The sequence below is a fragment of the Enterobacter sp. C4G1 genome, from assembly GCF_052886895.1.
Map to the genome: position 1 here is coordinate 486,191 of NZ_JBQVVV010000001.1, position 21,719 is coordinate 507,909.

26 protein-coding genes and 1 pseudogene are annotated in these 21,719 nt (G+C 52.2%); 13 read left to right on the forward strand and 14 right to left on the reverse strand.

The window, feature by feature from the left end; genetic code table 11:
* Positions 1 to 34 precede the first annotated feature (34 nt).
* From cgtA to rplU, 4 genes are all read right to left on the reverse strand, one after another.
* Positions 35 to 1,210: an Obg family GTPase CgtA gene (gene cgtA, locus ACT9TW_RS02320; RefSeq protein ID WP_182062651.1), complete on the reverse strand. Its 1,176-nt coding sequence runs from the start codon at positions 1,208 to 1,210 to the stop codon at positions 35 to 37.
* A 15-nt stretch (positions 1,211 to 1,225) separates the two neighbouring features.
* Complete coding sequence (locus ACT9TW_RS02325; protein WP_446491583.1) at positions 1,226 to 2,194, reverse strand: DMT family transporter; 969 nt, start codon at positions 2,192 to 2,194, stop codon at positions 1,226 to 1,228.
* A 96-nt stretch (positions 2,195 to 2,290) separates the two neighbouring features.
* Complete coding sequence (gene rpmA, locus ACT9TW_RS02330) at positions 2,291 to 2,548, reverse strand: 50S ribosomal protein L27 (RefSeq protein WP_004385076.1); 258 nt, start codon at positions 2,546 to 2,548, stop codon at positions 2,291 to 2,293.
* A gap of 19 nt (positions 2,549 to 2,567) precedes the next feature.
* Positions 2,568 to 2,879: a 50S ribosomal protein L21 gene (gene rplU / locus ACT9TW_RS02335; RefSeq protein ID WP_003025032.1), complete on the reverse strand. Its 312-nt coding sequence runs from the start codon at positions 2,877 to 2,879 to the stop codon at positions 2,568 to 2,570.
* A 257-nt stretch (positions 2,880 to 3,136) separates the two neighbouring features.
* On the opposite strand from rplU, the gene ispB reads away from it, so the two are divergent.
* Complete coding sequence (ispB, locus tag ACT9TW_RS02340) at positions 3,137 to 4,108, forward strand: octaprenyl diphosphate synthase (protein WP_182062655.1); 972 nt, start codon at positions 3,137 to 3,139, stop codon at positions 4,106 to 4,108.
* Between the two features lie 229 nt (positions 4,109 to 4,337).
* Positions 4,338 to 4,625 (forward strand): annotated as a pseudogene (sfsB, locus tag ACT9TW_RS02345) (DNA-binding transcriptional regulator SfsB).
* 63 nt (positions 4,626 to 4,688) lie between these two features.
* On the opposite strand, the gene murA reads toward sfsB, so the two are convergent.
* The 7 genes from murA to mlaF form a co-directional block, all read right to left on the reverse strand.
* Positions 4,689 to 5,948 carry a UDP-N-acetylglucosamine 1-carboxyvinyltransferase gene (murA, locus tag ACT9TW_RS02350; protein ID WP_446491584.1) on the reverse strand — a complete coding sequence of 420 codons (1,260 nt, stop codon included), beginning with the start codon at positions 5,946 to 5,948 and terminating at the stop codon, positions 4,689 to 4,691.
* A 51-nt stretch (positions 5,949 to 5,999) separates the two neighbouring features.
* Positions 6,000 to 6,254: a BolA family iron metabolism protein IbaG gene (gene ibaG, locus ACT9TW_RS02355; protein WP_014071941.1), complete on the reverse strand. Its 255-nt coding sequence runs from the start codon at positions 6,252 to 6,254 to the stop codon at positions 6,000 to 6,002.
* A gap of 126 nt (positions 6,255 to 6,380) precedes the next feature.
* A complete protein-coding gene (gene mlaB / locus ACT9TW_RS02360) occupies positions 6,381 to 6,674 on the reverse strand; it encodes a lipid asymmetry maintenance protein MlaB (RefSeq protein WP_446491585.1) in 294 nt (97 codons plus the stop codon).
* Complete coding sequence (gene mlaC / locus ACT9TW_RS02365; protein WP_182062663.1) at positions 6,674 to 7,309, reverse strand: phospholipid-binding protein MlaC; 636 nt, start codon at positions 7,307 to 7,309, stop codon at positions 6,674 to 6,676. The genes mlaB and mlaC overlap by 1 nt, the downstream gene beginning before the upstream one ends.
* Positions 7,310 to 7,312: 3 nt before the next feature.
* Entirely contained in the window at positions 7,313 to 7,879 is a 567-nt protein-coding gene (gene mlaD, locus ACT9TW_RS02370; protein ID WP_182062665.1) for an outer membrane lipid asymmetry maintenance protein MlaD, read from the reverse strand.
* Positions 7,880 to 7,883: 4 nt separating this feature from the next.
* Complete coding sequence (gene mlaE, locus ACT9TW_RS02375; protein ID WP_014071945.1) at positions 7,884 to 8,666, reverse strand: lipid asymmetry maintenance ABC transporter permease subunit MlaE; 783 nt, start codon at positions 8,664 to 8,666, stop codon at positions 7,884 to 7,886.
* Between the two features lie 7 nt (positions 8,667 to 8,673).
* Positions 8,674 to 9,486, reverse strand: a complete 813-nt coding sequence (gene mlaF, locus ACT9TW_RS02380) for a phospholipid ABC transporter ATP-binding protein MlaF (protein WP_446491586.1) — start codon at positions 9,484 to 9,486, stop codon at positions 8,674 to 8,676.
* 227 nt (positions 9,487 to 9,713) lie between these two features.
* Here mlaF and ACT9TW_RS02385 point away from each other — a divergent pair, with 227 nt between their 5' ends.
* The 11 genes from ACT9TW_RS02385 to npr all read left to right on the forward strand — a co-directional run bounded on the left by ACT9TW_RS02385 (position 9,714) and on the right by npr (position 17,633).
* Positions 9,714 to 10,691: a calcium/sodium antiporter gene (locus tag ACT9TW_RS02385; protein WP_014071947.1), complete on the forward strand. Its 978-nt coding sequence runs from the start codon at positions 9,714 to 9,716 to the stop codon at positions 10,689 to 10,691.
* Between the two features lie 13 nt (positions 10,692 to 10,704).
* Positions 10,705 to 11,691 carry an arabinose-5-phosphate isomerase KdsD gene (kdsD, locus tag ACT9TW_RS02390; protein ID WP_446491587.1) on the forward strand — a complete coding sequence of 329 codons (987 nt, stop codon included), beginning with the start codon at positions 10,705 to 10,707 and terminating at the stop codon, positions 11,689 to 11,691.
* A gap of 14 nt (positions 11,692 to 11,705) precedes the next feature.
* Positions 11,706 to 12,272 carry a 3-deoxy-manno-octulosonate-8-phosphatase KdsC gene (gene kdsC, locus ACT9TW_RS02395; RefSeq protein ID WP_182063475.1) on the forward strand — a complete coding sequence of 189 codons (567 nt, stop codon included), beginning with the start codon at positions 11,706 to 11,708 and terminating at the stop codon, positions 12,270 to 12,272.
* Complete coding sequence (gene lptC, locus ACT9TW_RS02400; RefSeq protein ID WP_446491588.1) at positions 12,269 to 12,844, forward strand: LPS export ABC transporter periplasmic protein LptC; 576 nt, start codon at positions 12,269 to 12,271, stop codon at positions 12,842 to 12,844. The genes kdsC and lptC overlap by 4 nt, the downstream gene beginning before the upstream one ends.
* Complete coding sequence (gene lptA / locus ACT9TW_RS02405) at positions 12,813 to 13,367, forward strand: lipopolysaccharide ABC transporter substrate-binding protein LptA (protein WP_182062674.1); 555 nt, start codon at positions 12,813 to 12,815, stop codon at positions 13,365 to 13,367. The genes lptC and lptA overlap by 32 nt, the downstream gene beginning before the upstream one ends.
* A gap of 6 nt (positions 13,368 to 13,373) precedes the next feature.
* Positions 13,374 to 14,099 carry an LPS export ABC transporter ATP-binding protein gene (gene lptB / locus ACT9TW_RS02410; RefSeq protein ID WP_182062676.1) on the forward strand — a complete coding sequence of 242 codons (726 nt, stop codon included), beginning with the start codon at positions 13,374 to 13,376 and terminating at the stop codon, positions 14,097 to 14,099.
* A 47-nt stretch (positions 14,100 to 14,146) separates the two neighbouring features.
* Positions 14,147 to 15,580, forward strand: a complete 1,434-nt coding sequence (gene rpoN / locus ACT9TW_RS02415) for an RNA polymerase factor sigma-54 (protein ID WP_446491589.1) — start codon at positions 14,147 to 14,149, stop codon at positions 15,578 to 15,580.
* Positions 15,581 to 15,602: 22 nt separating this feature from the next.
* Positions 15,603 to 15,890, forward strand: coding sequence for a ribosome hibernation promoting factor (gene hpf, locus ACT9TW_RS02420; RefSeq protein WP_446491590.1), 288 nt, complete (start codon positions 15,603 to 15,605; stop codon positions 15,888 to 15,890).
* An 82-nt stretch (positions 15,891 to 15,972) separates the two neighbouring features.
* On the forward strand, positions 15,973 to 16,464 hold the full coding sequence (gene ptsN / locus ACT9TW_RS02425) for a PTS IIA-like nitrogen regulatory protein PtsN (RefSeq protein WP_014071955.1): 492 nt from the start codon (positions 15,973 to 15,975) through the stop codon (positions 16,462 to 16,464).
* A 45-nt stretch (positions 16,465 to 16,509) separates the two neighbouring features.
* Positions 16,510 to 17,364, forward strand: coding sequence for an RNase adapter RapZ (gene rapZ, locus ACT9TW_RS02430; protein WP_182062681.1), 855 nt, complete (start codon positions 16,510 to 16,512; stop codon positions 17,362 to 17,364).
* Positions 17,361 to 17,633 carry a PTS phosphocarrier protein NPr gene (gene npr / locus ACT9TW_RS02435; protein WP_003861872.1) on the forward strand — a complete coding sequence of 91 codons (273 nt, stop codon included), beginning with the start codon at positions 17,361 to 17,363 and terminating at the stop codon, positions 17,631 to 17,633. Before rapZ ends, npr begins: the two co-directional genes overlap by 4 nt.
* 37 nt (positions 17,634 to 17,670) lie before the next feature.
* On the opposite strand, the gene mtgA is transcribed toward npr, so the two are convergent.
* The 3 genes from mtgA to arcB form a co-directional block, all read right to left on the reverse strand.
* Complete coding sequence (gene mtgA / locus ACT9TW_RS02440) at positions 17,671 to 18,396, reverse strand: monofunctional biosynthetic peptidoglycan transglycosylase (protein WP_446491591.1); 726 nt, start codon at positions 18,394 to 18,396, stop codon at positions 17,671 to 17,673.
* Positions 18,393 to 19,046, reverse strand: a complete 654-nt coding sequence (gene elbB, locus ACT9TW_RS02445) for an isoprenoid biosynthesis glyoxalase ElbB (RefSeq protein WP_182063476.1) — start codon at positions 19,044 to 19,046, stop codon at positions 18,393 to 18,395. The genes mtgA and elbB overlap by 4 nt, the downstream gene beginning before the upstream one ends.
* A 231-nt stretch (positions 19,047 to 19,277) precedes the next feature.
* On the reverse strand, positions 19,278 to 21,611 hold the full coding sequence (gene arcB, locus ACT9TW_RS02450; protein WP_446491592.1) for an aerobic respiration two-component sensor histidine kinase ArcB: 2,334 nt from the start codon (positions 21,609 to 21,611) through the stop codon (positions 19,278 to 19,280).
* Positions 21,612 to 21,719: the final 108 nt, after the last annotated feature.

Sequence of the window (21,719 nt, forward strand, 5' to 3'; positions counted from 1 at the left end):
AAAAAGCCCCCTTTGCAGGGGGCTTATACAGAGATTAGTGCTTGTAGATGAACTCGACACCTTCTTCGTCGTCTTCATCCCAGTCATCGTCCCAGTCTTCATCATCGTCTTCCGCTTCCAGCTCTTCGAGCTGTTGACGGTGATAGTCATCCCACATGAACTCAACTTTTTCAGGCTGCTTCGCTTCTTCCGCCTGAACAATTGGGTTCTCGATGATAAAGGTCATCACATCCCAGCAGAGATCTTTCACGCCAACCTGGCTTGCAGCAGAGATCAGGTAGTATTTCTCTTCCCAGCCCATCGCTTCGGCAATCGCTTTGGCTTTTGCTTCGGCTTCTGCTTTATCCATCAGGTCGATCTTGTTGAAGACCAGCCAGCGTGGCTTACCTGCGAGTTTTTCGCTGTATTTTTCCAGTTCGCCAATAATGATACGGGCGTTTTCAACCGGATCGGATTCATCGATAGGGTTAATATCAATAATGTGCAGCAGTACACGGCAGCGCTCAAGGTGTTTCAGGAAGCGAATACCCAGTCCTGCGCCTTCTGCTGCACCCTCGATCAAACCAGGAATATCAGCGACGACAAAGCTCTTCTCGTGGTCCATACGGACAACGCCCAGGCTTGGTACCAGCGTGGTAAACGGATAATCCGCCACTTTTGGCTTGGCTGCAGATACCGCGCGGATAAAGGTCGATTTACCGGCGTTCGGCATCCCCAGCATCCCCACGTCAGCCAGCAGCATCAGTTCCAGCTGCAGCTCACGCGTATCACCCGGTGTACCCATGGTTTTCTGACGCGGAGCACGGTTAACAGATGATTTAAAACGGCTGTTACCCAGACCGTGCCAACCACCTTTAGCAACCAGCAGGCGCTGACCGTGTTTGGTCATATCACCCATGGTTTCACCTGTGCCCTGATCGATAACACGCGTACCGACCGGAACCTTGATGTTGACGTCTTTACCACGTTTACCGGTACAGTCACGGCTCTGGCCATTCTGGCCACGCTCTGCGCGGAAAGATTTTTCGAAACGGTAGTCGATCAGCGTGTTGAGGTTCTCATCCGCCTCTAACCACACGTCACCACCATCACCACCGTCGCCGCCGTCTGGGCCGCCACGTGGAATATATTTTTCACGGCGGAAGCTTACACAACCATTGCCGCCATCACCTGCTACGACCAGGATCGTTGCTTCATCAACAAACTTCATTTTACTCTCCGTAAATCATTCGCCTGAGCGGGGGACTTCTACTACTACCGCTTCATTTTTGCGCCAACGTCCCCAAAGACGATGACCAATGGCGGAATACATCGCGCCCGCAACCACGACAAACGCACCGAGATAACCCAACATGTTGAGCATCGGCTTGACGAAGACATCGGGCCAGGCCATTGATAACAAATCTGAAAATAACAGCGTAAACAGCGGAGTCAGCGTGATTAACGCGCTCACCTGTGCTGCCTGCCAGCGCGCCATTGCTTCGGCCAGCGCGCCATAACCGACCAGCGTATTCAAGCCACAAAAAATGAGGCACGCCAGTTGCCAGTCACTAAGCTGGGTGATCACACCCGGTTTAGCTAACGGCACTAATGCTAGTGTACATAAAGTGTACAGCAAAAGGAGGATCTGCTGTGAGGCAAGACGACGCAATAACACCTTTTGCGCGACGCCATAACTCACCCAGACCGTTGCTGCACCCACACCGAAAATCACACCCCAGGTGTAATCCGTCAGTCTGGTAAAAATCTCAATCAGGCTGGTGTTGAAGAACATCACCAGACCGCAGAGCAGCATACTTGCCCCAATGACCTGCGTACCACGCATCTTCTCTTTCAGGATGAAGACGCTGGCAACCATCATGCCTACCGGTGAAAGTTGACCAATCACCTGCGATGCCGTGGGGCTAAGATATTGCAAGGAAGAACTGAACAGAATGAAGTTGCCAAACAGACCACCCGTTGCGATAGCCAACAACACCAGCCAACGCGGTTTGCGGAAGAGTCGCAATGGCGGAAGCTTACCTTTAACAGCAAGGATGGCTCCGAGACCAATGCTTGCCATCAGAAAGCGATAAAACACCACCGTAGGCGGTTCCATCACTTCCAGTACCTGCTTCATTGCAATTGGCAATGCACCCCAGCACATCGCGGTAGTGAGCGCCAAAAGAATACCAATGCCGGCCTGCTGCTTCATGCCCGTTTTCCCTACAGAAAAAATTACCGGGTTTCCAATGTAAAAAGCCCCGCAACAGGGTGCGGGGCTTTAATCCGTTACCGGACCGAGAAAACCTTACTCAGCAACGATGCTGATATATTTACGGTTGTTCGGGCCTTTAACTTCAAATTTCACTTTACCGTCTGCTTTAGCAAACAGAGTGTGGTCACGACCGCAACCTACGTTGTTGCCAGCGTGGAATTTGGTACCACGTTGACGAACAATGATGCTACCCGCCAGAACGGATTCGCCACCGAAACGCTTAACGCCCAGGCGTTTAGCTTCTGAATCGCGACCGTTACGTGTGGAGCCGCCAGCCTTTTTATGTGCCATTTAAATCTCTCCTCAGGTCTTAGGCGCTGATGCCAGTAATTTTCACATCAGTGAACCACTGACGGTGGCCCTGCTGCTTACGGTAGTGCTTACGACGACGAAACTTAACGATTTTAACTTTCTCGCCACGACCGTGTGCAACAACTTCAGCTTTGATAACGCCGCCATCAACGAAAGGAACGCCGATTTTGACTTCTTCACCGTTTGCGATCATCAGAACTTCAGCGAACTCAACAGATTCGCCAGTTGCGATGTCCAGCTTTTCCAGGCGAACGGTCTGACCTTCGCTTACTCGGTGTTGTTTACCACCACTTTGGAAAACCGCGTACATATAAACTCCGCTTCCGCGCACGTCCTCGTATGAATCAGAGTGCGCTATAAATATTCACAATAGGGCGCGAATATTACGCAAAACGCGAGCCTTTGACAAGTGCTACCATCAATACATGAAGAAAAAAAACACAACATGTACGGTAACGTTTATCTGAGCCGTTTTTTCAGTACAATCAGCAATACTTTTGATAAACCGAAACCCTTCGTTAACCCATTTGATGTGGGATAAACAGGATAAAAAGCCCGGCTTTTGCGATGAATTTAGAAAAAATCAACGAGTTAACCGCGCAAGATATGGCGGGTGTAAATGCAGCAATCCTGGAGCAACTCAACTCTGACGTTCAGCTGATCAATCAGTTGGGCTATTACATCGTCAGTGGCGGCGGCAAACGTATTCGCCCGATGATAGCTATTCTGGCGGCGAGAGCTGTTGGCTATCAGGGAAATGCGCACGTCTCCATCGCGGCACTGATCGAATTTATCCACACTGCGACTCTGCTTCATGACGACGTAGTGGATGAATCAGACATGCGTCGTGGTAAAGCCACGGCAAACGCCGCATTTGGCAACGCTGCCAGCGTTCTGGTGGGGGATTTTATTTATACCCGCGCCTTCCAGATGATGACCCGTCTGGGCTCGCTGAAAGTGCTGGAAGTGATGTCTGAAGCCGTGAACGTCATTGCCGAAGGTGAAGTGCTGCAACTGATGAACGTCAACGACCCTGACATCACCGAAGAAAACTACATGCGCGTAATTTACAGCAAAACGGCACGTCTGTTTGAAGCTGCAGCGCAGTGCTCTGGTATCCTGGCGGGATGCTCAGAGGCTCAGGAGCGCGGATTACAGGACTATGGCCGCTATCTTGGCACCGCATTCCAGCTGATTGACGATTTACTGGATTACAGTGCGGATGGCGAAACGCTCGGTAAAAATGTCGGTGATGACCTGAACGAAGGCAAACCGACCCTGCCGCTGCTCCATGCCATGCGCAATGGTACCCCGGAACAGGCACAAATGATCCGTGAAGCGATCGAGCAGGGAAATGGTCGACATCTTCTGGAACCTGTACTGGAAACAATGGCTATCTGTGGTTCCCTTGACTGGACGCGCCAGCGTGCAGAGGAAGAGGCAGATAAAGCCATTGAAGCGCTCCAGGTCATCCCAGACAGCCCATGGCGGGATGCTCTGATCGGCCTTGCCCACATCGCCGTTCAGCGCGATCGTTAACACGCCATCTTCTCCCCGTGTGCTTCACGGGGAGCTTCCAATAAGCGCCTGTAAATTTCATATTCACGTTAAAACATCAGCTTACAGGCCGCATGAATAAAGCTATGTCTTATTCTGAATATTGCTTCCAGTAATGCGAACTTTTTAGAACGGCTGTTCGAAGAAGGTATAGTAACGCTGTCATTTCAAGAGAACTGGCTCGGACGTATACGCACACAAGGACAGCACTATGGATATGAAATTTATCGACTGGCACTCGGCCGATATTATTGCGGCACTCCGCAAAAAAGGGACATCGCTGGCAGCAGAATCGCGTCGCAGCGGACTGAGTTCCTCTACGCTAGCAAATGCACTCACTCGCCCATGGCCAAAGGGCGAATTAATTATCGCAATTGCACTGGAAACCGACCCGTGGATAATCTGACCATCGCGTTACCACGATCCCATCACTCACGAATTTATCGACAGAACACGCATGATGCGCCAGAAAAAGAGTAAGCAAGAGGATCAAAACTGACCCTCAGGTTTTGACAGGAACAGCAACCCCCCGGTCATCTCTGGCAGGGGGCTGCCGGAACGATTACTCGCCCTTCACACGCTCGATATTGGCACCCAGCGCGCGCAGTTTGTCTTCGATATGCTCATAGCCGCGATCGATGTGATAAATACGATCCACCACCGTTGTGCCTTCAGCAATACAACCCGCCAGAACCAGACTCGCAGACGCGCGAAGATCGGTTGCCATCACCTGTGCACCAGACAGTTTCTCAACGCCATGGCAAATCACGGTGTTACTTTCGATTTCTGCATGTGCGCCCATACGGATAAGTTCCGGTACGTGCATAAAGCGGTTTTCGAAGATAGTTTCGGTGATAACACCCGTCCCTTCAGCAACCAGGTTCAGCAGCGTGAACTGCGCCTGCATATCGGTCGGGAATGCCGGATGTGGCGAGGTGCGAACGGTAACGGCTTTAGGGCGCTTACCATGCATGTCCAGGCTGATCCAGTCTTCACCCACTTCGATATCGGCACCTGCTTCACGCAGTTTCGCCAGCACGGCATCCAGCGTATCAGGCTGAGCGTTACGGCAAATAATTTTGCCGCCAGAAATGGCTGCTGCGACCAGGAAAGTACCGGTTTCGATACGGTCTGGCAGTACGCGGTAAACACCGCCGCCCAGACGCTCAACGCCTTCGATGGTGATGCGGTCAGTACCCTGCCCCGTGATTTTCGCACCCAGTGCAACGAGGAAGTTTGCGGTATCAACGATTTCCGGCTCACGCGCGGCGTTTTCGATGATAGTGGTGCCTTCTGCAAGCGTAGCCGCAGACATAATGGTCACCGTTGCGCCCACACTCACTTTGTCCATGACAATGTGCGCGCCCTTCAGGCGACCGTTTACAGAGGCTTTAACGTAACCTTCTTCCAGCTTGATCTCAGCGCCCAGTTTTTCCAGGCCAAAGATGTGCAGGTCAACCGGACGCGCGCCAATCGCACAACCACCCGGCAGAGAAACCTGACCCTGACCAAAACGCGCCACCAGCGGGCCTAACGCCCAGATGGAAGCACGCATGGTTTTGACCAGGTCGTATGGTGCAGAAAAGTTATTCACGTTGCTGGCATCGAGCCAGACGGAACCGTTGCGCTCAACTTTAGTGCCCAGCTGGCCGAGCAGCTTCATGGTCGTGTCGATATCTTTCAGCTTCGGTACGTTCTGGATCTCTACCGGCTCTTCTGCGAGCAGCGCCGCAAAAAGGATTGGCAGTGCAGCATTTTTCGCGCCAGAAATTGTGACTTCGCCCTGGAGGCGCGTAGGCCCCTGCACACGAAATTTATCCATGATTTTGCTCTCTTATAAATTCAACCGTGCTGCGGGCCTATAGCCCTCAGCTCAAAAACCGTTTAGTTTGCGATCGCGAGCCCACTCTTGCGGGGTGAACGCTTTAATCGACAGGGCGTGGATGCGGTTATCCGCAATGTATTCCATCAGCGGCGCGTACACAGCCTGCTGTTTCTTCACGCGGCTCATTCCGTCGAAGATCTCACCCACAGCAATAACCTGGAAGTGACTGCCATCGCCAGAGACGTGGGCTTCCTGAAGGGAGAGTGCATTCATCAGCACTGCCTGGATTTCATTATTTTCCATGGGTTCTACATCATCAGATAGTGAAAACAAGCCCAACATCTTAGAGCAAAGTGGCGTTGTCTTAAACAAGCAAAAAGCCCCAACGATGAAACAGTCGGGGCTTTCAGAATTAACGCTTTGAAAATATTAACGAGGTAATACGTCTTCCGGCAAATTGTAGAGCTGCGCAAGAGTCATCACATTATCGCTGGCACCCGCCAGTGTAACCATGAGCCCCTGCTTTTTGCCTTCCGCAACAAGATGTACTAACAGGGCGATTCCTGCCGTATCCACGCGTGAAACACCGGTCAAATCAATCAGCGTAACGCCTTTCATGGCATCGTTGCGAGCATCCCATAACGGGTTCAGCAAATCCTGATCAAGCTCGCCAGACAACAACAACGTCTCACCTTCGCGCGACCAGCTCAGTTGCTGTTGCATTACTTTTTCTCGTCCAGGGAAATTTTCTGACGCGAGATGGACTGCAACTGCGCGGTCAGGCCATCAATGCCTTTGGTACGCAGCAGGTCGCTCCATTCATTTTGCTTGGTGGTAATCATGCTCACCCCTTCCGCAATCATGTCGTACGCCTGCCAGTTACCTGTCTGGGAGTTTTTACGCCACTGGAAGTCCAGGCGAACAGGTGGACGACCGTTAGGGTCAAGAATGGTCACACGAATTGGCACAATAGTCGCATCGCCCAGAGGCTGTTCAGGCGCAATTTGATAGGTTTGACCGTGATACATTGCCAGCGCCTGACCGTAAGCCTGTTTCAGGTATTCACGGAACGCAGCAAAGTAAGCATCACGCTGTGCAGGCGTCGCATCTTTGTAGTAACGACCCAGCACAAGAGCACCCGCGTATTTAATCTGCACATAAGGCAGCAGTTCCTGATCAACCACTTCACGCAGATAATCCGGGTTAGCACGAATTTTAGGTTGTTCGTTTTTAAGGCGATCGAAGGTCTTTTTCGCGGCCTCATCCATCTGTTTGTACGGGTTACTCAAATCGGCAGCATGTGCTGCGGTCAGAGGGGCAATCACCAGCATGGCAACCATGAACAGTCGTTTAAACATGAATTACTTCTCCTGAGATGAATTCGTCGCGTCTGGGGCTGGCGCGGCGTCAGTATGGCCTTCACTTTGTGCTGGCGCACCGTCAGTTTTCTTGTCGTCACCGCCTTTACTGCTGTAAAGGAACTGACCAATCATATCTTCCAGCACCATGGCTGATTTCGTATCCTGAATGACGCTACCGTCTTTAAGGATAGTCGTTCCCAGTTCAGGATCTTCAAAGCCAACGTTAAGTGCCAGATATTGTTCACCCAACAGGCCGGAGGTACGAATCGACAGCGAACTGGTGTCCGGAAGATGGTTGTAACGCTCTTCGATATCCATCGCGACACGCGGCAGATAGGTCTTCTCGTCCAGCGTGATGTCCGCCACGCGACCAATAACCACGCCGCCAATACGCACCGGTGAGCGCGCTTTCAGGCCGCCGATGTTGTCGAACGTTGCATAGAGGCGATATGTCGGTTCGGTGCGAATAGACGTGATATCCGCAGCTCTCAGACAGATGAACAGCGCAGCCAACAGTGCCAGCAACAGAAACACGCCGACCCAAATTTCATTTTTTCTCGTTTGCATGAACTCAATTCCCAAACATCAGTGCGGTGAGCACAAAATCCAGACCCAGTACGGCCAGCGACGAATGTACGACAGTACGTGTAGTTGCACGGCTAATGCCCGCCGACGTCGGGATGGCATCGTAACCGTTGAACAACGCAATCCAGGTGACCGTAATAGCAAATACCACGCTCTTAATCAGACAGTTAACCAGGTCCATCCGCAGGTCGATAGCATCCTGCATGGCAGACCAGAAGAACCCGGCATCAATGCCTTTCCAGTGTACGCCAACCAGCGAGCCCCCCCAGATCCCGACCGCAACGAACAGGATAGTGAGCAGCGGCAGTGAAATCACGCCCGCCCAAAAACGCGGGGAAATCACACGGCGCAGAGGATCGACCGCCATCATCTCCATACTGGATAACTGCTCGGTGGCACGCATCAGGCCAATTTCAGCGGTTAACGCTGACCCGGCACGCCCGGCAAACAGGAGCGCGGCAACAACCGGGCCCAGTTCGCGCAGCAGCGAGAGTGCCACCAGCATCCCAAGGCTGGTCTCTGCGCTGTAGGTTGTGAGCACAAGATAGCCCTGCAACCCCAGTACCATGCCAATAAACAGGCCAGAAACGATAATAATGACCATCGACAAAACGCCGACATTGTAGAGCTGTCGCACCAGCAAAGGCGCGTGCTTACGGAATTCCGGTTTGCCAACCAGCGCATTGAATAACATCAATCCGGCACGCCCGAACGTCCTGATGGTTTTTACGCCACGGTGTCCCAGAGCGGCCAACGCATTTAACAGCATGAGTGGCTTAACTCCCTATTCCCAATAAATCGTCACGATAGTCGCCCGATGGATAGCGGAACGGCACCGGGCCGTCTGCGATACCGTCCAGGAACTGCCGTACTCGCGGATCGCAATTATCCTGTAGTGCCTGAGCACCACCGTGCGCGACGATCCTTTTGTCTGCCACAATATAGGCGTAATCAGCAATACTCAGCACTTCCGGTACATCGTGAGAAACCACGATACAGGTGACGCCAAGCGCACTGTTCAGTTCAGAGATTAACTTCACCAGAACGCCCATGGTGATAGGGTCCTGCCCGACAAAGGGTTCGTCGAACATGATTAAATCGGGTTCTAACGCAATGGCACGCGCCAGTGCGGCACGGCGTGCCATACCACCAGAAAGCTCTGATGGCATCAATTTGGCAGCCCCGCGAAGGCCAACGGCCTCGAGTTTCATCATGACCGTACTTTTGAGTAATTCATACGGCAACTCGGTGTGCTCGCGCAGCGGGTAAGCCACGTTATCAAAGACATTCATATCGGTGAATAATGCCCCTGACTGAAAGAGCATACTCATGCGCTTGCGGACAGTATACAAGCGCGAACGCGACATCTCCGGGACGTTCTCTCCGTCAAAGAGGATCTCGCCACTATCCGGCGGGATTTGCCCACCGATAAGACGCAACAGGGTCGTTTTACCGATTCCCGACGGTCCCATAATGGCGGTGATCTTGCCACGGGGTACAGTCAGTGAAATATCATCAAATATCAATCGGTTGCCGCGAGAAAAGCTGACACCACGGACATCGACTAAATTCGCCAAATTGGGGCTCATTTATGTTTCCTTTCTTACCCTGATTCACATTAAGCATGACGCTTAAATCAGCCCTAAACTCAACATTTTTACAGAATAATAGCCGTTGAGGTTAGCGAAAGCTGGCATTTGTTTTACTTTTCCGGCGCATAAAGTCAAAATTAGGAATTCGTTACGTCTTAGACTGTATGCAGCACCAAAATTCACGCGCAGTGGACCGGCGAGTATACCTGAAGAAAGGACTTTTGATGCTTTTAGCAACAGCACTGTTAATAATTGGTTTACTTTTGGTGGTCTACAGTGCTGACCGTTTGGTATTCGCTGCATCAATATTGTGCCGGCTGATTGGCGTGCCGCCTATCATCATCGGGATGACGGTCGTCAGCGTCGGGACGTCTCTTCCTGAAATTATCGTTTCTGTCTCGGCATCGCTTCATGGCCAGGTCGATCTCGCTATCGGCACAGCCATAGGTTCCAACATCGTCAATATCCTGCTGATTCTTGGCCTGGCTGCATTGCTGCACCCATTTCGCGTGCATTCTGATGTTCTGCGCCGTGAATTGCCGCTAATGTTAATCGTAAGCCTGTTGGCGGGCTGTGTGCTCTATGATGGGGTGCTGAGCTATAGCGATGGCATTTTCTTACTGGCGCTGGCGGTAATTTGGCTGCTGTTTATCGTTAAAATCGCCCGCCAGGCCGAAAAACAGGGTAATGATAGCCTCACTCGTGAGCAGGTAGCAGAGCTGCCGCGGGAAGGAACGTTACCGGTCGCGCTGCTTTGGCTTGGCGTGGCGCTCATTATTATGCCAATGGCCACCCGCATGGTGGTGGATAATGCCACCGTACTGGCAAACGCCTTCGCCATGAGCGAATTAACCATCGGCCTGACCGTGATTGCTATCGGTACCAGCCTGCCGGAACTGGCAACCGCCATTGCTGGCGCGCGTAAAGGTGAGGATGATATCGCGATTGGCAATATTATCGGCTCTAACATTTTCAATATCGCGATCGTGACCGGCTTACCGGCATTGATATCGCCAGGGCCGTTTAATCCGCTGGCATTTTCGCGCGATTACGGTGTGATGTTGCTGGTCAGTGTTATTTTTGCCCTGCTCTGCTGGCGGCGAAAACGTCAGATTGGCAAAGGCGCAGGCGCGCTGCTGACAGGTGGATTTATCGTATGGATGGCGATGCTGTACTGGCTTTCGCCTCTTCTCTCTGGGTAAACGGAAACGCATTATGTCGCAAATAGAATTGCAGCCGGGTTTTGACTTTCAGAAAGCAGGCAAAGACGTTCTGGAGATTGAACGTGAAGGTCTGGCGCAGTTAGATCAGTACATTAATCAGGATTTTAGTCTGGCATGTGAGAAGATGTTCTACTGTGCCGGCAAAGTCGTGGTCATGGGAATGGGCAAGTCTGGCCATATTGGGCGCAAAATGGCCGCAACTTTTGCCAGTACCGGGACTTCTTCATTCTTTGTTCACCCTGGGGAAGCAGCACACGGCGACCTGGGCATGGTCACGCCGCAGGATGTGGTCATTGCACTGTCGAATTCCGGTGAATCGAACGAGATCCTGGCGCTTATTCCAGTGTTGAAAAGGCTGCACGTGCCGCTGATTTGCATGACCAGCCGCCCGGAAAGCAGCATGGCCCGCGCTGCAGATATTCACCTGTGCGTCAAAGTGCCAAAAGAAGCGTGCCCATTGGGTCTTGCCCCGACGTCCAGCACCACTGCCGCACTGGTCATGGGAGATGCGCTTGCGGTGGCATTACTCGAAGCTCGTGGTTTTACGCCAGAAGATTTCGCGCTCTCTCATCCAGGCGGCGCGCTGGGGCGCAAGTTGCTGCTCCGGGTAAACGACATTATGCACACGGGCGATGAGATCCCGCATGTAAGTAAAGCCGCTTCACTGCGTGATGCGTTACTGGAAATTACCCGCAAAAATCTCGGCATGACGGTTGTTTGCGACGATCTCATGAAGATTCAGGGGATTTTCACTGACGGTGACTTACGCCGCGTGTTCGATATGGGCGTGGATGTCCGCACCTTAGGCATCGCCGATGTCATGACACAAGGCGGTATCCGCGTTCGTCCTGGCACCCTGGCGGTGGATGTGCTGAACCTGATGCAGTCCCGCCACATAACCTCAGTGATGGTTGCCGATGGCGACCAACTGCTGGGTGTGGTACATATGCATGATCTTCTACGCGCAGGCGTAGTGTAATGAAGGATAAGACAATGAGTAATGCGGGTGCATCCCTTGCAACCTGTTATGGTCCGGTGAGCACAGACATGATGGCGAAGGCGGAAAACATCCGTCTGCTGATCCTGGATGTTGATGGCGTACTCTCCGATGGCCTGATTTATATGGGCAATAATGGCGAAGAGCTAAAAGCATTCAATGTTCGCGACGGTTATGGCATTCGCTGCGCGCTCACATCCGGGATCGAAGTTGCTATCATCACCGGGCGAAAAGCTAAACTTGTAGAAGACCGCTGCGAAACGTTGGGCATTACCCATCTGTATCAGGGACAATCCGACAAGATGTTGGCATTCAACGATTTGCTTGCGAAACTGTCCATCGCGCCTGAGCATGTTGCCTATGTTGGCGACGATCTGATCGACTGGCCGGTGATGGCCGAAGTGGGGCTGAGCATCGCGGTAGCCGATGCCCATCCGCTGTTGATACCGCGTGCTGACTATGTCACCCATATCAACGGCGGTCGCGGTGCCGTACGTGAAGTCTGCGATCTGCTTCTGCTGGCGCAGGGCAAGCTTGAAGAGGCCAAAGGGCAATCAATATGAGTAAAACCAGACGTTGGGTTATCATTCTGCTAACGCTTGTCGCACTGGTACTGATTGGCGTAAACCTCGCTGACCGTGACGATACACAACCGGAAGTGTTCAACAATAGCGATCCAACATACAAAAGCGATCACAGTGACACGGTGGTTTACAGCCCAGAAGGTGCGCTGAACTATCGCCTGATTGCAACGCATGTTGAGTATTTTTCAGATGATGGTATCTCGTGGTTTACCCAACCGGTAATGACCACATTTGATACCGATAAAGTGCCAACGTGGTCGATTAAGTCTGACAGAGCAAAATTAACAAATGACCGTATGCTTTATCTGTATGGTCATGTTGAGGTCAACGCCCTGACCGCTGACTCTCAACTGCGTAAAATTACAACAGATAATGCCCAGATTAACCTGGTGACCCAGGATGTGACTTCGCAAGATCTGGTTACACTGTATGGCACAACATTTAATTCCAGCGGTCTGAGAATGCGCGGGAACTTACGCAGCAAAAACGCCGAGCTGATTGAAAAGGTTAGATCCTCTTATGAAATTCAAAACAAACAAACTCAGCCTTAATTTTGTTATCGCCAGCGCGCTGCTGGCAGCCAGTCTTCCCGCACTTGCTGTGACTGGTGATACCGAACAGCCGATTCATATTGAATCTGACACCCAGTCTCTCGATATGCAGGGTAATGTCGTCACCTTTACCGGCAACGTCGTCATGACTCAGGGCACCATCAAAATTAATGCCGACAAAGTGGTCGTTACCCGTCCGGGCGGCGAGCAAGGCAAAGAAATTATTGATGGTTATGGCAACCCGGCAACCTTCTACCAGATGCAGGACAACGGTAAACCGGTGAAGGGCCACGCCACACATATGCACTATGAACTGGCGAAGGATCTTGTCATTCTGACCGGTAACGCCTACCTGGAACAGCTGGACAGCAATATCACCGGCGACCAGATCACCTATCTGGTGAAAGAGCAAAAAATGCAGGCTTCCAGCGAGAAAGGCAAACGCGTTACCACCGTGCTTGTTCCTTCACAGCTGCAAGATAAAGGCAAAAGCCAGGCCCCGGCACAGAAGAAGAGTAACTAATTCGTTATGGCAACATTAACTGCAAAAAATCTCGCTAAGGCCTATAAGGGCCGCCGCGTCGTGGAAGATGTCAGTCTGTCCGTCAACTCCGGCGAAATTGTTGGCCTTTTAGGTCCCAACGGTGCGGGTAAAACCACTACCTTCTACATGGTGGTGGGCATTGTGCCGCGTGATGCAGGCAACATTGTCATTGATGATGAAGATATCAGCCTGCTGCCGCTGCACGCCCGTGCGCGCCGTGGTATCGGCTATCTTCCTCAGGAAGCGTCCATTTTCCGCCGTTTAAGCGTCTTCGATAACCTGATGGCCGTCTTGCAGATCCGCGACGATCTGTCGAGCGAGCAGCGTCAGGATCGCGCTAACGAACTGATGGAAGAGTTTCATATTGAACACCTGCGCGATAGCTTAGGTCAGGCACTGTCAGGCGGTGAACGTCGTCGTGTCGAGATTGCGCGCGCACTGGCTGCAAACCCGAAATTCATCCTGCTGGATGAACCCTTCGCGGGCGTTGACCCTATTTCCGTCATCGATATCAAACGTATTATTGAACATCTGCGTGACAGCGGGCTTGGCGTACTGATCACTGACCACAACGTCCGTGAAACGCTGGCCGTTTGTGAACGCGCTTATATTGTGAGCCAGGGCCATCTGATTGCCCACGGTACGCCGACGCAGATCCTCGAAGATGAGCATGTTAAGCGCGTGTACCTTGGGGAAGACTTCAGACTCTGATAGGGTAGAGGTAACGTAACGCCGCACCGGAGAAAAATGCTCTGAACATGAAGCAAGGTTTGCAATTAAGGCTCAGCCAACAACTGGCGATGACGCCACAGCTACAACAAGCGATTCGCCTGTTGCAACTGTCCACGTTAGAACTTCAGCAGGAACTCCAGCAAGCACTGGACAGCAACCCGTTGCTGGAGCAAACCGATCTTCATGACGAGGTAGATACTCAGCAAACGCAGGACACCGAAACGCTCGATACCGTTGATGCTCTCGAACAAAAAGAGATGCCGGACGAGCTGCCTTTGGATGCCAGCTGGGATGAAATTTACACCGCAGGAACCCCGTCCGGGACGCGCGCGGACTACCAGGATGATGAGCTACCGGTCTATCAGGGCGAAACCACCCAGTCGCTTCAGGATTACCTTATGTGGCAGGTGGAGTTAACGCCATTCTCTGACACCGATCGTGCGATTGCAACATCCATTGTCGATGCCGTTGATGACACCGGATATTTGACCGTTTCTCTGGACGATATTCTTGAAAGCATCGGCGATGAGGAGATCGAACTCGAGGAAATTGAAGCGGTTCTGAAGCGTATTCAGCGCTTCGACCCGGTTGGCGTGGCCGCGAAAGATCTGCGCGACTGCTTGCTGATCCAGCTTTCTCAGTTCGCCAAAGAGACCCCCTGGATTGAAGAAGCCCGGTTAATCATCAGCGATCATCTGGATCTGCTGGCAAACCATGACTTCCGTACACTGATGCGCGTCACCCGCCTGAAAGAAGAGGTGTTGAAAGAAGCCGTCAATCTGATCCAGTCGCTTGATCCTCGCCCCGGACAATCCATCCAGACCAGCGAACCCGAATACGTTATCCCGGATGTGCTGGTCAGAAAACATAACGACCGCTGGGTTGTAGAATTGAATTCAGACAGCATTCCTCGCCTGCAAATCAACCAGCAGTACGCCTCCATGTGCACCAGCGCACGCAACGACTCCGACAATCAATATATTCGTAGCAATCTTCAGGAAGCGCGATGGCTGATCAAAAGTCTGGAGAGCAGAAATGATACGCTGCTCCGTGTAAGCCGCTGTATTGTCGAGCAGCAGCAGGCGTTCTTTGAGCAGGGCGAAGAGTATATGAAACCGATGGTGCTGGCAGATATTGCCCAGGCCGTCGAAATGCATGAATCAACCATTTCCCGCGTGACAACGCAGAAGTATCTGCACAGTCCACGTGGTATTTTTGAGCTTAAGTATTTCTTCTCCAGCCACGTGAATACCGAAGGCGGCGGCGAAGCCTCGTCGACGGCAATTCGCGCACTGGTGAAGAAGTTGATCGCCGCGGAGAATCCCGCGAAGCCACTGAGTGACAGTAAGTTAACCACCATGCTGTCCGATCAGGGTATCATGGTGGCACGCCGTACTGTTGCAAAGTATCGAGAGTCTTTATCCATTCCGCCGTCTAACCAGCGTAAACAACTGGTCTGACACAACCGATAAGGAAGACACTATGCAGCTCAACATCACAGGACACAACGTCGAAATTACTGATGCTTTACGCGACTTTGTGAACGCTAAGTTCACGAAACTTGAACAGTATTTCGAAAGGATCAACCAGGTCTATATTGTGTTGAAAGTGGAGAAAGTGACTCATATCTCGGATGCAACCCTGCACGTGAACGGGGGTGAACTCCATGCCAGTGCGGAAGGGCAAGACATGTATGCTGCTATCGACGGCTTGATTGACAAGCTCGCACGACAGCTTAATAAACATAAAGATAAACTGAAACAACACTAATTGTCCGGGCAGTTAACGGGTGCAGGAAGGCCTGTTGTGAAACACAACAGGCCATTTGTACAGTTAGCGCTTAGGTGAAATTATGATGAACAACGATTCCGCTCTTCAACTGAGCAATGTCCTTAACCAGGAATGTACCCGTAGTGGCGTTCACTGCCAGAGCAAAAAACGTGCGCTGGAAATCATCAGTGAACTGGCCGCAAAACAGCTGGGCCTGCCGTCGCAGGTGGTGTTCGAAGCTATTCTGACCCGCGAAAAAATGGGCAGTACTGGCATTGGCAACGGCATTGCTATCCCGCATGGTAAGCTGGAAGAAGACACCCTGCGTGCCGTCGGTGTATTTGTGCAGCTCGAAACGCCTATCGCCTTCGACGCCATCGATAATCAGCCAGTCGATCTCCTCTTCGCGCTGCTGGTTCCTGCTGACCAGACCAAAACCCATCTGCATACGCTTTCGCTGGTCGCTAAACGTCTGGCTGATAAAACTATTTGCCGTAGACTGCGCTCAGCCCAAAGTGATGAAGAGTTATATCAAATTATCACTGAAGCAGAAGGCAATCAGGATGATGCATAACCGGGAGATGTCCTTTACATCTGTTGTCCTGAGGAGAAACGGAACATGGTGCTGATGATCGTCAGCGGTCGTTCAGGGTCGGGTAAATCCGTCGCCCTCCGCGCGCTTGAAGATATGGGTTTTTACTGTGTCGATAACCTGCCGGTTGTGCTGCTGCCCGACCTGGCCCGGACGCTCGCGGACCGACAAACGTCTGCTGCCGTCAGTATCGACGTCCGTAACATGCCAGAATCACCGGAAGTCTTTGAACAGGCGATGAGCAACCTGCCTGACTCGTTTTCGCCTCAGTTGCTGTTCCTTGATGCTGACCGTAACACACTGATCCGTCGTTACAGCGATACCCGCCGTTTGCATCCGCTCTCCAGTAAGAATCTCTCTCTGGAAAGCGCCATCGACGAAGAGAGCGACCTGCTGGAGCCATTGCGCTCTCGTGCAGACCTCATTGTCGATACATCTGAAATGTCCGTTCACGAACTGGCTGAAATGCTCCGAACTCGTTTGCTGGGTAAACGCGAGCGCGAACTGACAATGGTGTTCGAATCCTTCGGCTTTAAGCACGGCATTCCTATCGATGCGGATTATGTTTTCGACGTGCGCTTCCTGCCTAACCCCCACTGGGATCCCAAACTGCGTCCAATGACCGGTCTTGATAAACCCGTGGCGGCGTTCCTCGACAGGCACACAGAAGTTCACAATTTTATCTACCAGACGCGCAGTTACCTTGAGCTATGGTTACCTATGCTGGAAACAAACAATCGCAGCTACCTGACGGTGGCGATTGGCTGTACCGGTGGTAAACATCGTTCGGTGTACATTGCCGAACAACTGGCCGACTACTTCCGCTCACGCGGGAAGAACGTTCAGTCCCGTCATCGCACGCTGGAAAAACGTAAAACATGACCGTAAAACAAACTGTTGAAATCACTAATAAGCTGGGTATGCACGCCCGCCCGGCGATGAAACTGTTTGAACTGATGCAGGGCTTTGATGCGGAGGTTCTGCTGCGTAACGATGAAGGTACAGAGGCTGAAGCCAATAGCGTTATCGCGCTACTGATGCTGGATTCTGCCAAGGGCAGACAAATTGAAGTTGAGGCAACAGGCCCACAGGAAGAAGAAGCTCTGGCTGCAGTGATAGCACTGTTTAATGCCGGGTTTGATGAAGACTAGACTGATGCATCCGCCCTCTCCTTCACGGAGAGGGTCACTAATACAGCTTATTTCCCGTCATAAATCCTTCCCCGCCTAACTGGCGCATTTGCCGCATAATCCACGCCTGACGACCACGAACATACCCCGACGGGGCACTGGCCTTAAAGCGGACGGGATTGGGCAACACGGCCGCTAACAACGCGGCTTCTGATATCGTCAGACGGCTGGCAGGTTTATGGAAATAACGTTGCGCGGCGGCCTCGACACCAAACACCCCATCACCAAATTCAGCGATATTCAGATAGACGGTCAGAATACGCTTTTTGCTCCAGACCGTTTCCATACCAAGTGTCAGACCCGCCTCAAGACCTTTTCGCAGCCAGCTACGCCCATCCCATAAAAAGAGGTTTTTTGCCGTCTGCTGAGAAAGCGTGGATGCACCCCGGACACGATCTTCATGCCTCTCGTTATGCGCCAGCGCTTTCTGGATAGCCGCTACGTCAAACCCCCAGTGATCCGGGAATTTCTGATCTTCTGCGGCAATCACTGCAAGCCCCATAAACGGAGAGATCTCATCCATGCTCACCCAGTCAGAGTGCGCAACGTAGCCGAAATCACCGGATAACCAGGCGCCAAGCTGGCGCTCAACCATCACGGCAGAAAAGGGGACAGGCATGATGCTAAACAAAGCAATACCGCCGCCCCAGAATACCGCCAGGACAATGACAATACGCAACAGGATCCGTTTGACCCACACGCCAGCCGTGAATTTTCGGATCATTCAGTCAGAACCAACACTCTGTCTACCAGCTTCTCGATACCAGCTGCCGCCTCTGCGATGTTTTGCGCCAGCATATAGGCAGGTGTTGTGACAATCTTATTGTCCTCGTCAACCACGATATCATCGACCGGGCAAGGCACATGTTCGCCCCCCATATCTTCAATCATTTCTGCGGTATCGATATCTGTCCCGATGGTCAGGCGAAGCGGGAAATCGAAAATTTTTGGCAGCATGGCAGGAGCAATACAGATAAAGCCCAGCGGCTTACCGGCGGAATGCATCGCCTGTGCCAGCACGCTAAGATCCCTGTCGACCTGGCATTCGCTGCCCTGGGCTGCAAAGGTGCTTAAATTTTTGGCCGCGCCAAAGCCCCCCGGGACAATAAGCGCGTCAAGTTCAGCGGCATTAGCCTGCGCCAGGGGATGAATGTCGCCCCGCGCAATTCGGGCCGCCTCAATCAGCACGTTGCGGGTTTCCGGCATGGCTTCGCCAGTCAGATGATTTACCACGTCCACCTGATTTTTATCCGGGGCGAAGCAGATAACGTCGGCGCCACGTCTGGCTAATGCCAGCAGTGTTATTACCGATTCGTGTATCTCAGAACCATCGTAAACTCCGCATCCACTCAGTACGACACCAATCTTTTTCATCATGACGTTCCTTCTTTGCAAATCGCTGAAGCATATTAATAATTCTGATTAAAACGCTATGCTTCACACATTTCACTGATTCATGTAACAAACTATTTAAGATTTGCTATCTTAATTGCGTGCGGCCTAAATTTTCAGGCGGCGTCCATGCGAAAACAACACAAAAAATCAGGCGCAGCCACGATTTCCCTGGTGTTGGCGCAGTATTCGCGCACCCCGGTTAATCCGGGGTCATTTTTTTCTGGCGTCCACCCAGGCTTTCAGTACCGCCACATCGTTCAGCCACTCTTGTTTCATCTCTTCAACCCATTCACCCACGTTATCTTCCCATGCAGGTAAATCCGGGGATTGAATCTGTTGTCCAAGCTGTTGCAGGTGGCGTAAGCCAACAGAACCGGCGGCACCTTTAATTTTGTGGCCCTCTTCAACGATCCCTTTTTGATCGCGCGCCGTCAGGTTCGATTCCAGCACACTCAGGTAGCCCGGCATCATTTTTTCAAACACGGCCAGACCATCGGTAATCAGTTTCGGACCAACCAAATCGATGTATTGCTCAAGCATGGCAGTATCCAGAATCGCTTGTGTCTTCGCGCTATCAACAGACGTCATGGTGCTCTCCTCTTCATCACAGGTATCCCAGAACTTCTTAATCATGGCGGTTAATGCAGGAACCGCCAGCGGCTTGCTGAGCACATCGTCCATACCGGCATCGAGATACTCTTTTTTGTCCTTCAGTACGTTCGCCGTCAATGCCACCAGCGGCGGCAGCTCATCGGCGGCGTACTTACGCGTTAGTTCACGAGAGATATCCAGCCCGGTCATGTCTGGTAGCTGAATATCCAGCAGCACGAGGTCATACTCGCCTGGCGTGAACATATCCAGCGCGGCCTGGCCGGTCATGGCCACATCCACGCTGTTGCCCAATTTTTCCAGTACCGAGCGCGCCACAATCACGTTCAGCTCAATGTCTTCCACCAGCAGGACATGCAGTGCAGGCAGCGGCATTTCGTCGTTATCAAAGGTGTCTTCTACCTCTTCCGCGACCGCCGGGGCATGAACCGTCAGCGTAAAGACAGAACCTTTGCCCGGCTGGCTGGCGACGGTAATATCCCCCCCCATGCTTTTAGCCAGGCGTTTAGAGACGGCCAGGCCAATCCCGGTGCCCGTCGCAGGTTTACCGCCGTGACTGTCTTTCACCTGGTAATACATCGCGAAAATTTTATCCTGCTCTTCCTGCAGAATGCCGATACCAGAATCTTCGACTTCGAAATGCAGCATGTCCCCTTCGTCATAGCGAATACGCACAGCCACCCGGCCCTTCTGGGTAAATTTCACCGCGTTGCTGATCAGGTTCCACAGGATCTGGCGCAGACGCGTTCCGTCCGTGGTCACTTTATGCGGCAGCGGCAACGCTGGCTCCATCACAAAGCTCAGCCCCTTTTGCTGAGCCTGTAAGCCGGACAGGTTTTCCAGATCAGCCAGGAAGCTGGTGAAATCCACCGGCTGGTTATCGAGCTGAACTTTACGGCGCTCCATCTTATCCATGTCAATAATATCGTTAAAGATATTACCCAGCGTCACCGCAGAGACATGGATCGTTTTCAGGTATTTTTCCTGCTCGCCCGTTAGCTCCGTATCCAGCAGGATGCGGCTCAGGCCGACAATCCCGTTCAATGGCGTACGCAGTTCATGGCTGATGGTAGAGATAAAGGTGGTTTTGTCGCGGCTGGCTCGCTCCAGGGCATCCTGATAACGCTTACGTTCGGTGATATCACGGCCAAAGCCCATCAGGCCGTGGCGTTTCCCCACGCGGTCGTAGTAAGGCACCTTACGGATTTCGAAGCAGGCTTTCCGCCCGTCCGGGTAATCCAGCCACTGCTCATAGGTGAGAGAAACATTATGGCGGAAGACCTTTTCATCCGTTTCCATCACCTTCGCCGCCGCCTCTTCAGAATAGACATCCTGCGGCTTGAGGTTAACGAGTTGTTTCTCGCTTTTCCCGGTGAGCAACTCCATCGCCCGGTTACAGCCGGAAAACTCTTTGTCTTCGTTACGGTAGAAAACCAGATCCGGTGAAGCATCAAGGAAAGAGCGCAGGAAAGAGGATTGTTGTTCAAGCTGAATTTGCGTCACCTCACGCTCTTTCATTTCGATTTTCAACTGCTCAAGCGTGGCCTGACGTTCGGCTTCGGCTTTTTCGCGATCTGAAATCTCCTGGTTGAGCTGGGCAATATTGTCCTTGAGCTGGACGTTAAGTTTGAGATCGCGCTCGCGCATCTCTTCCAGCTTCTCCACCAGTTTTGATAAACGCTGTCGGGACTCCTCAAGCTGCTCCACTACCACGGAGAGGAAATAGACCGCCCAGGGCGTAATCAGCAATCCGAAGAAGATAGAGCGGATTACGTCGATACTTTCGACCTGACCATGCAAGACCATGGTGACAGCCATCTGCACAACAATCGCCAGAACAACCAGCGCCAGAGCCAGCAGCATGGAGAAACGCACCAGGCCGAGCTTCATCATCAGATCGACATAGTACTGGGCCAGCATTCGAATTTGCTTCATAGAGGATCCCTTCACGACTTTATCGCTCAATAATACTCAAATTCAGGGCGGGGCGGTGGAGGTTGTGAGAAAAAGTGCGGGGTGAAACAGGAGATTAGCCTCGCTCCC